Below are 14,188 nucleotides of genomic sequence, written 5' to 3' on the forward strand. Positions count from 1 at the left end.
CGCTATGCCTAGCACCTATAACGAATCACAAACAAGATAGTCGCAGTCTCATTGAAATTGGAATGAAATTGCTAAACAATCTATTCTTTAAATGTGAGCAGAAGCAACTGCTTAGTCGTGAACAGGTCGTAATGATAAGAGACATTTTATCTCTACTACAGGCGAACTAATTTCGGGAGAGGAAAATGGACGAATTTAAACCAGATAATCAGCCTCAAGTGCAAAATGATTTAAGGCCTGATACATCAGATAGACCAACCGGACGCTCGCGCCCTGCTGCTGCGGCTAAGCCAAAAATCGCGTTATCACGTCAACACATCATGATTGGTGTAGGCGTTTTAGTGCTATTGCTGCTGATAATTGCCATCAGTTCTGCATTGAAAGCACCAACAGAACACGAGAAATTACAAACAGATAGTGCTAACCAACGTAATATTGATTTATCAGGTTCTTCATCACTAACGAATTCAAATACCCAAACTCCAACGCAACCACAAACAGGTCAAGCGCAAGAGTTAAATGGTCAGCAAATCAACCCAATGCCAACGCAAGCCGACACTCAGACACAACAAAATGGTCTTGGTGAGCGTATTGAAATTCCTGGTGATGTTGCCGATGCTCTCAGTCAAGGTCAAAGCCTGCCATCTGACGGCACTACCACGCCACCACAAAACGTGACTCCATTGACGCAACCGCAAGTTAAACCTGTGGAAAAACAGCCAACAGTGAAACCTGTCACACCAGAAAAAACTCAGCCTAAAACGACTAAGCCGGTTGAACAAAAACAGCCTGCCCAGCCAAAAACAACCACGAAATCGACGACTAGCACAAGCTCAAATAGTCATGCAGCTGCACCATCTGGTAGCTATACATTACAATTAAGTAGCGCAAGTCGTTCAGATACACTGGAAGCTTTCGCAAAAGAGAATAAACTTGCTAACTATCAAGTGTATAAAACCATTCGTAATGGACAAACTTGGTATGTTTTAATCCACGGAAACTACAGCTCAGTGAACGAAGCAAAAAATGCAATTGCGACCTTACCTGCCGCAGTGCAAGCGAAGAAACCGTGGGTGCGTAATATGAAACAAGTTAAACAGGATCAAAAATAACAACGTTTTTCCCCGGGCGCATTATGTTGTCCTGAAAGAGCCGCCAAGTGGCGGCTCTAAACGATTGTAATAATAAGACGGCATGAAAAAGAAACGCGCTTTTTTAAAATGGGCTGGGGGTAAATACCCTCTTGTGGATGAGATCAAAAAACACCTTCCACAAGGTAATTGCTTAATAGAACCTTTTGTTGGTGCAGGATCGGTGTTTTTAAATACTAACTACGATTCATATGTACTGGCAGACATAAACAGTGATCTCATCAACCTCTACAATACGGTTAAATATCGCTCTGAGGCTTTTATTGAAGAAGCTCAGCGGCTGTTCACACCTGAATTTAATACTTCAGAACAGTATTATTTAATGCGTAAAACATTTAACCAATCAGATGACCCTGCTAAACGCAGTATTCTCTTTTTGTATCTTAATCGCCATTGTTATAACGGACTATGCCGTTACAACTTACGAGGGGAATTCAATGTCCCTTTTGGGCGCTATAAAAAACCGTATTTTCCAAAAGACGAGCTCTTGTGGTTTGCAGAAAAAGCCCAGAAAGCCACGTTTGTAACACAGTCTTACAGCAAAACATTACTCGACGCCCCAATGGGCTCAGTGATTTACTGTGATCCGCCTTACGCTCCGCTATCTGAAACTGCGAATTTTACGGCATATCACACCAACTCATTTAGTGCTCAAGAACAACAAAATCTCGCTTTGTTAGCACATAAGCTATCATCTGAGCGCGAGATCCCAGTTCTTATCTCAAATCATGAGACCCCGATGACCCGAGAGTGGTATCATCAGGCACAATTACATATCGTGAAAGTACGTCGCACCATTAGTAGAAATATTTTGAACCGTGCCAAAGTCAACGAGCTTTTGGCTTTATATGCGGGAGCATCTAAAAAATAATAGGTGCTGTCAGATAACGACGAATAATCGGAGACAATTATGAAAGATTTTCTCATTGCCCCATCTATTTTATCTGCTGACTTTGCACGTTTAGGCGAAGATACCGCCAAAGTTCTTGCTGCAGGCGCAGACATTATCCATTTTGATGTCATGGATAACCACTACGTACCGAACCTCACGTTCGGTGCGCCAATCTGCAAAGCGCTACGCAATTACGGTATCACCGCGCCAATTGATGTTCATTTAATGGTTAAACCTGTCGACCGTATCATCCCTGACTTTGCAAAAGCGGGAGCAACTCACATTAGCTTCCACCCAGAAGCCAGCGAACACATCGATAGAACGCTACAACTCATCAAAGAGAATGGTTGCACCGCAGGTCTGGTATTTAACCCAGCAACCCCGCTAAGCTATCTGGATTATGTGATGGATAAAGTCGATATGATCCTACTGATGTCAGTTAACCCAGGATTTGGTGGTCAATCTTTTATTCCACAAACCCTGAACAAATTGCGCCAAGTTCGTAAACTAATTGATGAAAGTGGTTATGATATTCGCTTAGAGGTCGATGGTGGTGTGAAGGTGAATAACATTGCAGAAATTGCCGCAGCAGGTGCAGACACCTTCGTTGCTGGCTCCGCAATTTTTGACCAGTCCGATTATAAAAAAGTCATCGATGAAATGCGCCAAGAATTAAAAAAGGTATCTCAATGACACATGCGGTTTTAGAAAGTATTAAAGCAATTGCGTTTGATTTAGATGGCACCCTCGTTGATAGCGCCGGCGGTTTAGCGGACGCCATCGATAAAACGCTGGAAGAACTTAACCTGCCACCAGCAGGTAAAGAGCGCGTCTCCATCTGGGTAGGCAACGGCGCCGATATGCTCGTCGAGCGCGCGCTAAAATGGGCGGGAATGACGGTTACTCCAGAGCGACAAAAGCAAGCTCGTATACGCTTCGATGAACACTATGCAACAACCGTTAATACCGGCAGCCAGCTGTTTCCTGAAGTCAAAGAGACCCTCGAAACGATTGCAAAACACAATATGCCAATGGCCATTGTGACCAACAAACCGACCCCGTTTGTGGCGCCACTATTAGAAAAATTGGGTATTGATAGCTACTTTTCATTAGTGCTTGGTGGTGACGATGTTGTGAAAACTAAACCACACCCAGCGCCACTCTATTTAACAATGGGTCAGTTCGGTTTACGCAAAGAAGAATTGCTTTTTGTCGGCGATTCCCGTAATGATATTATCGCAGCCCACAATGCTGGCTGCCCAAGCGTAGGGCTAACCTACGGCTACAACTATGGTGAATCAATCGCAATTACCGAGCCCGACTACGTGTTAAGCCACTTTTCTGAGCTACTTTCCGTTATTGATTTAGCAAAATAAAATCCCCAATAATTCGAGCTACCCATTCACTACGTCGCTCGAAACCTAAAAGGGTATAAAAAAATACTACAAGGACATACAAAGAAATGAGTACACCCACTGAGAAATCTAAACAACCCCATAAACCTATTGTATTCAGCGGCGCACAGCCTTCCGGTGAATTAACCATCGGTAACTACATGGGTGCGTTACGTCAGTGGGTTAAGATGCAAGATGATTTTGACTGCATTTACTGTATCGTTGACCAGCACGCCATTACCGTTCGCCAAGACCCAACTGAACTGCGTAAAAGAACTCTCGATACATTAGCGCTCTACTTAGCTTGTGGTATTGATCCGAAGAAAAGCACCATTTTCGTTCAATCTCATGTACCACAACACGCACAATTAAGCTGGGCATTAAACTGCTACACCTATTTCGGCGAACTCAGCCGCATGACCCAGTTCAAAGACAAATCTGCTCGCCACTCAGAAAACATCAACGCGGGTCTGTTTGACTACCCAGTTCTGATGGCCGCCGATATTCTGGTTTATCAAACTAACCAAGTTCCTGTCGGTATTGACCAGAAACAGCACCTTGAACTGAGCCGCGATATTGCTCAACGCTTCAATGCAATTTACGGTGATATTTTCACCGTACCAGAGCCATTTATCCCAACCGATGGCGGTGCTCGTGTAATGGCATTACAAGAGCCAACGAAGAAGATGTCTAAGTCTGATGACAACCGTAATAACGTCATTGCACTGTTAGAAGATCCGAAATCGGTAGTGAAGAAAATTAAACGTGCCATGACTGACTCTGAAGAGCCACCACGTATTTGCTACGATGTTGAAAATAAAGCAGGAGTTTCTAACCTATTAGACATCCTTGCAGGTGTGACAGGCAAAAGTGTGAAAACACTGGAAGCTGAGTTTGAAGGTCAAATGTACGGTCATCTGAAAGGCGCTGTTGCTGAAGCAGTTTCTGACATGCTAACGAACTTACAAGCGCGCTACCATGAGTTCCGTAACAACGAAGCGTTACTGAACCAAATTATGGATGAAGGCGCGACTAAAGCAGCGGCTCGCGCTCAAGAAACCTTAGACAAGGTTTACGATGCGATCGGCTTTGTGAAACGTCCACAGCTGTAATCTTAAGTCGCTATTTAATAGCAAAAAGCCAATTAACTCTCACTGTTAATTGGCTTTTATTTTATCTGTAGTCCACTTACTTCGCGGTGTATAACTTACCGTCTTTAATCAGTCCCTGCTTTAATAGCTCGCCATCTTGTCCACGCTCTTCAAGAACACCTTCCGCGACTCCATTCACAAAACTCGTTTTAAGATGCAGATTATTTTTCGGTGTATCGTAGTAGGATTTATAATCGCCGTTGAGTCGGTCATTGCTGTATCCCATCTCAGTATCTAAATTCCCATTAGGATGGTAAGACTTAATGACGCCATCCACTTTGCAATTTTTTATAGGAATAAACATTTTTGGCTGACCATTTTTATAATAAACCGTGATGCTCTTATCTAAGCAGTTGTTTTTCACCCACGATTTAAACTGAATGGCACCATTTCCATAACGTTCGATATAGTCCCCGTCCGGTGCTCCTTCAGGAATATCCAGCTCTGGCATTCTCAAGCTTTCTAGCTCTTTAAACTCTTCTAACTGGATGCCATTGTTATCATACTGAGGTACGGGTTGAGAAAGGCATCCAGATAACATAAAGGCAACAGAAAATGCCATAGCGATATTAATAGTTTTCATAACAATCCTTTTAACGGAATCACGGGTTCACACGGAGACATCATACCTATTTAGTATTCCTGATCGTTCATGTTTAAGATGAATAAATGAAGAGGAACGCTCCGATTTTGGCTAATCCGAAGCATACTAGAAACCCACATTCAACTCACTTATCAATGCTTTGATTGTTCTATTTTCAGAACAATCAAACCTATTTTTGCCTCTACTCACCCAGCTTTAGCTCTTCTATTATTAGTTCATCGAAATGATGAGTTCATAGAGCTGATCAGTTTATAAAACCAGTTTGGAGTCACACCATGAAAAAGATTATTGGTATTTATCAATCCCCACGTAGCCACTGGGTTGGTGATGGTTTCCCTGTTCGCTCGATGTTTAGCTACAACAATCACGGGAAATACTTGAACCCATTTTTACTGTTGGATAGAGCGGGTCCGCACCCATTCCCTGCATCTGAAGGGGATAATCGTGGTGTTGGCGAGCATCCGCATAAAGGCTTTGAAACCGTCACCATCGTATATGACGGCGAAGTCGCTCACCACGACTCTACGGGTGAAGGAGGCGTGATTGGTCCAGGCGATGTGCAATGGATGACCGCTGCATCAGGAATACTTCATCAAGAATATCAGTCTGATAACTTTATGAAAAATGGCGGAACCTTAGATATGGTACAACTGTGGGTTAATTTACCCGCTAAAGATAAACTTGCCGCACCGGGATACCAGCTATTGGCGAGCGATACCATTCCAACCATTAGCCTCGCGAATGAAGCAGGTACGTTACGAGTCATTGCCGGTGATTATTTAGGAAACACGGGTGCCGCACGCACATTTACCGCCCTTGATGTGTGGGATCTGCGTTTAAATAAAGGCAAGGTCATAGGATTACCGACTAAATCAGGTCGTAACGTTGGATTGGTTATGCTCAAAGGCAGTCTCTTTGTGGATGGGCATACCGCATTGAATGAAGGCGAATTGATGATTTTGGATGCTACAGATAGCAATGTGCTGTTAGAAGCCACTACCGATGAGGCTTTAGTGCTGCTGCTCAGCGGTGATCCTATCGATGAGCCAGTGGTGGGTTATGGTCCATTTGTCATGAATACGAGCCAAGAAATCAATGAAGCAATTAATGATTTCAATAGTGGCAAGTTTGGGCGCATCCCGAATGCCTGCTAGTCATAATGTCCTCTGAATTTTCAGGGGACATTATTTTTCTCCTGCCACCATATTCTCTGCCAAATAAGTGAGAAATAACTGAACTGCGGGTAACAACCCTTTACGGGAAGGGTACACGGCATGAATGATATCTTCCGGAAATTGCCATTGCGGTAACACCTCAACCAGCTCCCCACTTTTTAACTCTTTTTCAACCACGCCCTGTGGCAAACGAGCAATACCTAACCCTTTTACTGCTGCCCGGTACAATGTCAAAATATCAGTCGTTGCCAATTTTGGGGTCACATGAACCGTCACACTAAGATCATCGCTGTTTTTCAATGAAAGTGTATAACGCTGGGAATGCTCAGTATTGGCGAGAATAGGATAATCCACCAGCTGCTCTGGCGTTGAAGGGTAACCTTTTTCGTTAAATAAGCTTGGGCTTGCAATTAAAATTCGCCGAGAATACCCCAGCACTTTCATCATCAACCCTGAATCATCAAGGGGGAGCGAACGTACTCGCAGCGCTAAATCCAGCCCTTCACTAATGACATCAACAGGACGATTTACCGCGAGAATTTGCACATCGATATCTGGGTATTTCGCCATAAAATCAATCAATGTATCTTGCAAATATACCTGTAATAAAGTCACTGGGCAGGAGAGTTTTATCGTCCCTTTTGGGTGAGTTTGAACTGAACAGATCAGCTCGTGAGCAATATCCGCTTCTTCCACCACATTCTTACATTGCTGATAAAAAACTTGTCCAATTTCAGTTACATGAAATTGCCGAGTTGAGCGGTAAATCAAAGAGACGTTTAGTTTTTGTTCTAATTCTGCAATACGGCGGCTCAACTTGGATTTTGGAATGCCTAACGCTGCACCCGCCTGAGAAAAACCACCATATTCAACAACTTTAACAAAATAGTAGAGGTCATTTAAATCGTACTGCATGCGTTTTCCTCCATTCGAATCTGGCGGGTAAATAATCAGTGACGTCGACCAAATAACCGATGGCTAAATTCTTCAATCTTATGATGCTCTAAGCGATTTTGCATCGTCAGGCTCCAGCTCGCCGATAGCCCCGCAGCTGAGAGTAACCGCTGATACAGTTCTTCGTCATACGGTGCATGGAACGCAATCATGATGGCTTCTTGCAGAGAAACATCACTATTACGGCTAAGGAGCCTCAGAGGCGTCTCTGCGCTTACACTGCCACCTTTGATTACACGATACAACCAGCCACAGCGACCTTCGTCTTGCATGACCTGAGCAAAGTTTTCCACTCCCGTTAATCCATTTAGTTTATAGCAAGGGGAACGGGGTTGAGTGATTTGAATACGTGCATCACCCCAAGCATAGATATCACCGATAAAGACATTTTCTTCGGTCATTCCTTGAGTGGATAAATTTTCACCAAAAGCAGAAGGAAGGAATAAATCCTCTAATTGCGGGTATCGCTGTCGCCAAAATTCATAATGTTCTTGCGGGTAATGGCATAGCGCTCTATCAGGTCCACCGTGAAAACGCGTTTCTGCTTGTTCATCCCCTTCAATTCCTAAACTATTTAAGGTTAACACCCCATCCGCAGCTCGCTTATGAATAGCACTCACACCACAATGGGCAGTGCTTTGAATGGTACCAATAAAAACTTGAGGATGTATCTGCACGGTTTGGCTCCCTAATGAACCCATCTGAACGAGTTTTCATCATAAAGAATGACCATAGAGATAACAACGTTATCCCCAAGACAAAAACAAAAAACGCGGCTCCGAAGAACCGCGTTAAGCGAAAATTTGATTAATCAAAAATCTTATTTGGTTTTTTCTGCGAAGCGTTTTGCTGCTTCATCCCAGTTCACAACTGACCAGAATGCCTTGATGTAATCTGGACGGCGGTTTTGATATTTCAGGTAATAAGCATGTTCCCAAACATCTAAACCAAGGATTGGATAGCCCGAAGCGCCAGAGATAGCTTCACCCATCAATGGGTTATCTTGGTTTGCAGTGGAGACCACCGCCAACTTACCATCATCTTTTAATACCAGCCATGCCCAACCAGAACCAAAACGGGAAGCCGCTGCTTTTTCAAAAAGGTCTTTAAACGCATCAACGCTGCCAAAATCACGCTCAATCGCGACTTTCAACTCGCCATTCAGTTCTGTGCCTAGTTTTAAGCCTTTCCAGAACAGGCTATGGTTTGAGTGTCCGCCCGCGTTGTTACGTACGAAAGTACGTTGATCGGCAGGAATTTGGTCTAATTTTTGAATTAATACATCGATATCTAGACCTGCAAGCTCAGGTAATTTTTCTAATGCTGTGTTGGTGTTATTCACGTAGGTTTGATGGTGCTTGGTGTGATGGATTTCCATGGTTTGTTTATCAAAATGAGGTTCCAGCGCATCATAAGCATAAGGTAAAGCAGGTAATGTGTAACTCATATTGTTAGCCTCCAGTGACTTCTTTTTCTATCTCACAGACTGAATTAGGATTTCAGTAACTGCGTGTTTGTAACCACGCAACCATTATAGTTATTTTAGTGTTAATGAAAATCATTATCATATCCATGTGAATTCTGTGGATTTTTCCATCGGCTATCATCACGAGTTTATTCAGTAACTAATACCACTATAGTTCGTCTTTGTTTTTCTTTAATTCCAATGTTAGTTATATTTTTGAATTTTTATTTCAATCATGGATTTAGCATCAAATGATCATACTGCAAATCCCATTACTATTAATACGTGATCTTCCGCGCAAAAGAAAAACAAAATAACCCACCATACTTCAGTTAACCGATTTTTGACATACTATTAACATCTGCAAGGAGATAATAATATGACACAAATAACTAAACATCCCGTTCCTGCTAATATTGCTAAAAATGCCCTGATAAACGAACAACAGTATAACGATGAGTACCAACGCTCGATTCAAGACCCCGAAGGATTTTGGGGCGAAAAAGGGAAAATCGTTGATTGGATTAAACCTTACACTCGGGTGAAAAATACTTCATTCGATCCCGGACACGTGAACATTCGCTGGTTTGAAGATGGCACCCTAAACCTGAGTGCCAACTGCTTAGATCGTCACCTCGCCACTCGAGGAGATCAAACTGCTATCATCTGGGAAGGCGATGACCCAACCCAATCAAAAAATATCACTTACCGTGAACTGCACCATGATGTGTGCCAATTCGCAAACGTCCTGAAGAAGCAAGGTATCCGTAAAGGTGATGTCGTCGCTATCTATATGCCAATGGTGGTTGAAGCAGCGGTAGCGATGCTGGCATGTGCACGTATCGGTGCTATCCATACTGTCATCTTTGCCGGATTCTCCCCTGAGGCGGTCTCTGGGCGCGTTATTGACTGTAAAGCCAAGCTTATCATCACCTCCGATGAAGGCTTGCGTGCCGGTCGAGCCATTCCGTTGAAAAAGAATGTTGATGACGCATTGCAAAATCCACAAGTGACTACGGTCGCCAATGTGATTGTTTATCGCCGTACAGGTAATGCACCTAGCTGGGTTGAAGGCCGTGACCTTTGGTGGCACGACGTTATCCAAGGCGTCAGCGCGGATTGCCCACCAGAAGAGATCAATGCCGAAGATCCGCTGTTTATTCTCTACACTTCCGGCTCCACAGGTAAACCTAAAGGGGTTCTCCACACCACTGGCGGTTATCTGGTCTATGCTACGCTGACATTCAAATACACCTTTGATTATCATGAAAATGAAGTCTACTGGTGTACGGCGGATGTGGGCTGGGTAACAGGTCATAGCTACCTGCTTTATGGACCGCTATCCAATGGGGCAAAAACCTTAATGTTTGAAGGTGTGCCAAACTATCCGGCAGTTAACCGTATGGCGCAAGTCGTTGATAAACACCAAGTCAATATTCTTTATACCGCACCAACCGCCATCCGTGCACTGATGGCGGAAGGTGATAAAGCGATTGAAGGTACTCAACGTGATTCTTTACGGATTTTAGGATCGGTCGGTGAGCCTATTAACCCAGAAGCGTGGGAATGGTTCTACAAGAAAATGGGGAACAGCCGTTGCCCTGTTGTGGATACATGGTGGCAAACGGAAACCGGTGGCTTCATGATCACGCCACTACCAGGTGCAACGATGTTAAAACCAGGTTCAGCAACATTACCTTTCTTCGGTGTTCGCCCTGCATTGGTTGATAACCTTGGTGAGCCTATCGAGGGTGCAACCGAAGGTAACTTAGTCATCGTAGACTCATGGCCAGGTCAAGCACGAACTCTGTTTGGTGATCATGAGCGTTTCGAGCAAACCTATTTCTCCACGTTTAAAGGCATGTACTTTAGCGGTGATGGTGCGCGTCGTGATGAAGATGGCTATTACTGGATCACGGGTCGTATTGATGACGTACTCAATATCTCAGGTCACCGTTTAGGGACAGCAGAAATTGAATCAGCCCTCGTTTCACATCCGAAAGTTGCTGAAGCTGCAGTGGTAGGTATTCCTCACAGTATCAAAGGTCAGGCGATCTACGCCTATGTAACCTTGATCTCTGGCGAAGAACCATCCCCAGAGTTGTACACTGAAGTGCGTAATTGGGTTCGTAAAGAAATTGGCCCGATTGCCACACCAGACGTTTTACATTGGACAGATTCTTTACCGAAAACACGTTCCGGTAAGATCATGCGCCGTATCCTACGAAAAATTGCATCAGGTGATACCAGTAATTTTGGAGATACTTCCACACTGGCAGATCCAGGTGTTGTCGAAAAACTGCTCGAAGAAAAACAGTCAATGAGTATCTCGTAGCTATATAAATAGTTGTGTAGATAGCTCATGGCACTACAGGTCGCCTACGGGCGACCTAAAATCAATACTCAGCATCACTCAATCAGCAGAAATAGAGTCTGACCGAATACCCAGTTAATTCCTTGGGTAGCCATGTGTCGCCCTAAAATCCGCCTTTTGAGCTATCAGAGTATGCCAATAATACAATAACAGAGGAGAACTCTGATGAATGCTACTGCTTACGAAAAGGTCGAGGCGAACCCTCTCTTTCAAGAATTAGTGAGAAAACGTAGTCGCTTTTCATGGTTGTTATCTGCAATAACGTTAGTTCTGTATGTTGGTTTTATCTTTCTTATCGCGTTTGATCCAAGCTGGCTAGGTACCCCAATTGCTGAAGGTTCCTACATCACCCGCGGTATTCCTGTGGGTGTTGGGCTGATTGTAATCTCGTTTATCTTAACGGGTTTGTATGTCATCCGTGCTAACAGTGAATTTGACCGCTTAACCGCCGAAATCTTAAAAGAGGTAGAAAAATGAAAGTCTTGCTCTCGCTTATTCTGTTTTTCACCTCATCAATGGCGCTCGCTGATGCCCTGACAGGCAATGTTGAGCGTCAACCTGTCAATATTCAAGCAATCGTGATGTTCTTACTGTTTGTTGGCTTTACGCTCTACATCACTTACTGGGCTTCAAAAAAAACTCGCTCTCGCTCTGATTACTATACCGCTGGCGGAAAAATTACAGGTTTCCAAAATGGAATGGCGATTGCGGGTGACTTTATGTCCGCAGCCTCATTCTTGGGGATCTCCGCACTGGTTTATACTTCAGGATACGATGGGCTTATCTACTCCATCGGTTTTTTAATTGGCTGGCCAATTATTCTGTTCTTAATTGCCGAGCGCTTACGAAATTTAGGTCGCTATACTTTCGCGGATGTGGCTTCATATCGATTACAACAAAGACCTATCCGCATTCTGTCTGCAATGGGTTCCTTGGTGGTTGTGGCGCTGTACCTAATCGCTCAGATGGTTGGGGCAGGAAAGCTGATTGAGTTATTATTTGGGCTTAACTACCACATTGCTGTCGTGATTGTTGGGATATTGATGGTGCTGTATGTGCTATTCGGCGGGATGCTTGCAACCACATGGGTACAGATAATCAAAGCCATTTTACTGCTAGCAGGTGCAACCTTCATGGCGGTTATGGTCATGAAACATGTCGGCTTCAACTTCAATACGTTATTTAAAGAAGCCGTTGAAGTACATAAAAATGGTATCGCCATTATGAGCCCCGGAGGACTGGTTTCTGACCCAATATCCGCCTTGTCTCTTGGGTTAGCCTTGATGTTCGGTACAGCAGGTTTACCTCACATCATCATGCGCTTCTTCACCGTTAGTGACGCAAAAGAAGCCCGCAAGAGCGTATTCTACGCGACTGGATTCATCGGTTACTTCTACATTCTGACATTTATCATCGGTTTCGGGGCTATCGTTCTGGTTAGCTCAAACCCTGACTTTAAAGATGCCGCTGGCGCTTTAATCGGTGGAACCAACATGGCAGCGGTACACCTCGCTGATGCCGTCGGTGGAAACTTCTTCCTTGGGTTTATCTCTGCGGTTGCTTTTGCCACTATTCTCGCGGTTGTTGCTGGTTTAACGTTGGCGGGTGCGTCTGCGGTTTCCCACGACCTGTATGCGATGACGATTAAAAATGGTAAAGCCGATGAGCGCGATGAATTGCGCGTATCAAAAATTACCGTGGTGATCCTCGGTTTTGTAGCGATTGGGTTAGGGATTTTGTTCGAGAAACAAAATATTGCCTTCATGGTTGGCTTAGCATTCTCTATCGCCGCAAGCTGTAACTTCCCAATTATCTTGCTATCAATGTATTGGAGCAAGTTAACCACTCGGGGTGCGCTTGCAGGGGGTTGGTTAGGCTTGATTACCGCTGTCGTACTCATGATCTTAGGCCCAACAATCTGGGTGACTATTCTTCATCATGAAAAACCAATTTACCCTTATGAATACCCTGCATTCTTCTCATTAATTGTCGCATTCTTTGCTTCATGGTTATTCTCAGTTACCGACCATTCAGAAAGAGGCAAAATGGAAAGAGCACGTTTCAAAGAGCAGTTTGTACGCTCGCAAATTGGCTTAGGTATCGAGCAAGGAAAATCTCACTAGTTTCTCCTCTGAAAACAAAAAAGCGACTCCAATGAGTCGCTTTTCTTTTGTATAAATCAACTTATTAAATAGCAGCCCGTTTTTCTATTGATAACCAATCCTCTATCAAAGAATAAAAATCTTGTGGCTGACTTTGCTTTGCAGACATCAGTTTTTGATATTCAACTTTATCTTTAGGCGTATAGCGGGAAAGTAACTGTTCAAGCGTAGGGCGTTTATCTACAAATTTAATACCGACTTTAAACGTCTTATATAAACCTGTTGCAATCCCAAGACTTAAAGCAACAACAGCGATAATTGCTATCGCGTTATTCTCTAATCCTAGATGGTTTTTTATCATAACTAGCAACGAGAAAGGTACAAAAAACATCACTAAAAGTGAAAGAATGATGGCACCATCTTGCCCATTGTTAAACTCGTTTTCTTGCTGTTTATTGACAGAAATAATCTGCTCTAAAATCTGGCTATTGTGACTTTTCATTTTATTCATATAACCCACCCGTTTGATGAATACTCATCTATGTAGTTACTAGATTTAACAACCTAATATCTTAATTGCTTAAAAATAACCATTTTTAATAGTATAAGAAGAATAAAATGAAACATCAATTTAACAATATTTACCTATTATATTTTACATCGATAAATAACGAAGACTGATCTAAACAAAAAATAAAGTATAAATAACAAGTTGGATGTTCAAATGATAATCAATTAGTTTCAATAAACGATTATTAATTTTAATCAATTATAAGAATAGTGGTTTTTGCTGGTTTTTTTATAGCTGGGATCACAGTGACTTTTCATGATAATGGGAACCCGCTGAAAAATAAGCTGGCTCTCTTCCATTTGAGTGCCCCATGACACCGTATTTTATAGCAAGGACCATACAAGCTAATTTTGGG

General features: G+C 43.2%; 14 protein-coding genes. 9 read left to right on the top strand and 5 right to left on the bottom strand.

The window, feature by feature from the left end; translation table 11 throughout:
- Nucleotides 1-185: 185 nt before the first annotated feature.
- The 5 genes from PSF16_RS07330 (at nt 186) to trpS (ending at nt 4,549) form a co-directional block, all read left to right on the top strand.
- The gene (locus PSF16_RS07330) at nt 186-1,112 is read left to right on the top strand and encodes an SPOR domain-containing protein (RefSeq protein WP_006657432.1); all 927 of its coding nucleotides are present in this window, start codon (nt 186-188) and stop codon (nt 1,110-1,112) included.
- Between the two features lie 82 nt (nt 1,113-1,194).
- Nucleotides 1,195-2,022, top strand: a complete 828-nt coding sequence (dam, locus tag PSF16_RS07335; protein ID WP_006657431.1) for an adenine-specific DNA-methyltransferase — start codon at nt 1,195-1,197, stop codon at nt 2,020-2,022.
- A gap of 39 nt (nt 2,023-2,061) precedes the next feature.
- On the top strand, nt 2,062-2,736 hold the full coding sequence (gene rpe, locus PSF16_RS07340) for a ribulose-phosphate 3-epimerase (protein WP_006657430.1): 675 nt from the start codon (nt 2,062-2,064) through the stop codon (nt 2,734-2,736).
- Nucleotides 2,733-3,419, top strand: a complete 687-nt coding sequence (locus PSF16_RS07345; RefSeq protein ID WP_006657429.1) for a phosphoglycolate phosphatase — start codon at nt 2,733-2,735, stop codon at nt 3,417-3,419. Before rpe ends, PSF16_RS07345 begins: the two co-directional genes overlap by 4 nt.
- Before the next feature lie 86 nt (nt 3,420-3,505).
- Nucleotides 3,506-4,549, top strand: coding sequence for a tryptophan--tRNA ligase (gene trpS, locus PSF16_RS07350; RefSeq protein ID WP_006657428.1), 1,044 nt, complete (start codon nt 3,506-3,508; stop codon nt 4,547-4,549).
- 76 nt (nt 4,550-4,625) lie between these two features.
- Here the strand turns inward: trpS and PSF16_RS07355 are convergent, their stop codons facing one another.
- Complete coding sequence (locus PSF16_RS07355) at nt 4,626-5,171, bottom strand: toxin-antitoxin system YwqK family antitoxin (RefSeq protein WP_272689046.1); 546 nt, start codon at nt 5,169-5,171, stop codon at nt 4,626-4,628.
- Between the two features lie 296 nt (nt 5,172-5,467).
- Here PSF16_RS07355 and PSF16_RS07360 point away from each other — a divergent pair, with 296 nt between their 5' ends.
- Complete coding sequence (locus tag PSF16_RS07360) at nt 5,468-6,346, top strand: pirin family protein (RefSeq protein WP_272689047.1); 879 nt, start codon at nt 5,468-5,470, stop codon at nt 6,344-6,346.
- A 30-nt stretch (nt 6,347-6,376) separates the two neighbouring features.
- Here the strand turns inward: PSF16_RS07360 and PSF16_RS07365 are convergent, their stop codons facing one another.
- From PSF16_RS07365 to sodA, 3 genes are all read right to left on the bottom strand, one after another.
- Complete coding sequence (locus PSF16_RS07365) at nt 6,377-7,282, bottom strand: LysR substrate-binding domain-containing protein (protein WP_272689048.1); 906 nt, start codon at nt 7,280-7,282, stop codon at nt 6,377-6,379.
- 35 nt (nt 7,283-7,317) lie between these two features.
- The gene (gene yiiM / locus PSF16_RS07370; protein WP_036960018.1) at nt 7,318-7,998 is read right to left on the bottom strand and encodes a 6-hydroxyaminopurine reductase; all 681 of its coding nucleotides are present in this window, start codon (nt 7,996-7,998) and stop codon (nt 7,318-7,320) included.
- 143 nt (nt 7,999-8,141) lie between these two features.
- Nucleotides 8,142-8,768: a superoxide dismutase [Mn] gene (sodA, locus tag PSF16_RS07375; protein WP_006657422.1), complete on the bottom strand. Its 627-nt coding sequence runs from the start codon at nt 8,766-8,768 to the stop codon at nt 8,142-8,144.
- A gap of 397 nt (nt 8,769-9,165) precedes the next feature.
- Here sodA and acs point away from each other — a divergent pair, with 397 nt between their 5' ends.
- The 3 genes from acs to actP all read left to right on the top strand — a co-directional run bounded on the left by acs (nt 9,166) and on the right by actP (nt 13,283).
- A complete protein-coding gene (gene acs / locus PSF16_RS07380; protein ID WP_272689049.1) occupies nt 9,166-11,121 on the top strand; it encodes an acetate--CoA ligase in 1,956 nt (651 codons plus the stop codon).
- A gap of 204 nt (nt 11,122-11,325) precedes the next feature.
- The gene (locus PSF16_RS07385; protein WP_006657420.1) at nt 11,326-11,637 is read left to right on the top strand and encodes a DUF485 domain-containing protein; all 312 of its coding nucleotides are present in this window, start codon (nt 11,326-11,328) and stop codon (nt 11,635-11,637) included.
- On the top strand, nt 11,634-13,283 hold the full coding sequence (gene actP, locus PSF16_RS07390) for a cation/acetate symporter ActP (RefSeq protein WP_272689050.1): 1,650 nt from the start codon (nt 11,634-11,636) through the stop codon (nt 13,281-13,283). Before PSF16_RS07385 ends, actP begins: the two co-directional genes overlap by 4 nt.
- 64 nt (nt 13,284-13,347) lie before the next feature.
- Here actP and PSF16_RS07395 read toward each other — a convergent pair whose 3' ends face one another.
- Entirely contained in the window at nt 13,348-13,773 is a 426-nt protein-coding gene (locus tag PSF16_RS07395) for a hypothetical protein (protein ID WP_036974286.1), read from the bottom strand.
- Between the last annotated feature and the right edge of the window lie 415 nt (nt 13,774-14,188).

It is taken from the genome of Providencia sp. PROV033 (assembly GCF_028484855.1).
Taxonomy (GTDB): domain Bacteria; phylum Pseudomonadota; class Gammaproteobacteria; order Enterobacterales; family Enterobacteriaceae; genus Providencia; species Providencia alcalifaciens.

Bases quoted from the DNA above. Each gene is read 5' to 3' on its own strand.
- PSF16_RS07345 (WP_006657429.1), top strand. From the start codon at position 2,733: ATGACACATGCGGTTTTAGAAAGTATTAAAGCAATTGCGTTTGATTTA.
- rpe (WP_006657430.1), top strand. From the start codon at position 2,062: ATGAAAGATTTTCTCATTGCCCCATCTATTTTATCTGCTGACTTTGCA.
- PSF16_RS07360 (WP_272689047.1), top strand. From the start codon at position 5,468: ATGAAAAAGATTATTGGTATTTATCAATCCCCACGTAGCCACTGGGTT.
- PSF16_RS07355 (WP_272689046.1), bottom strand. From the start codon at position 5,171: ATGAAAACTATTAATATCGCTATGGCATTTTCTGTTGCCTTTATGTTA.
- acs (WP_272689049.1), top strand. From the start codon at position 9,166: ATGACACAAATAACTAAACATCCCGTTCCTGCTAATATTGCTAAAAAT.
- actP (WP_272689050.1), top strand. From the start codon at position 11,634: ATGAAAGTCTTGCTCTCGCTTATTCTGTTTTTCACCTCATCAATGGCG.
- trpS (WP_006657428.1), top strand. From the start codon at position 3,506: ATGAGTACACCCACTGAGAAATCTAAACAACCCCATAAACCTATTGTA.
- dam (WP_006657431.1), top strand. From the start codon at position 1,195: ATGAAAAAGAAACGCGCTTTTTTAAAATGGGCTGGGGGTAAATACCCT.
- PSF16_RS07330 (WP_006657432.1), top strand. From the start codon at position 186: ATGGACGAATTTAAACCAGATAATCAGCCTCAAGTGCAAAATGATTTA.
- PSF16_RS07395 (WP_036974286.1), bottom strand. From the start codon at position 13,773: ATGAATAAAATGAAAAGTCACAATAGCCAGATTTTAGAGCAGATTATT.
- PSF16_RS07385 (WP_006657420.1), top strand. From the start codon at position 11,326: ATGAATGCTACTGCTTACGAAAAGGTCGAGGCGAACCCTCTCTTTCAA.
- PSF16_RS07365 (WP_272689048.1), bottom strand. From the start codon at position 7,282: ATGCAGTACGATTTAAATGACCTCTACTATTTTGTTAAAGTTGTTGAA.
- sodA (WP_006657422.1), bottom strand. From the start codon at position 8,768: ATGAGTTACACATTACCTGCTTTACCTTATGCTTATGATGCGCTGGAA.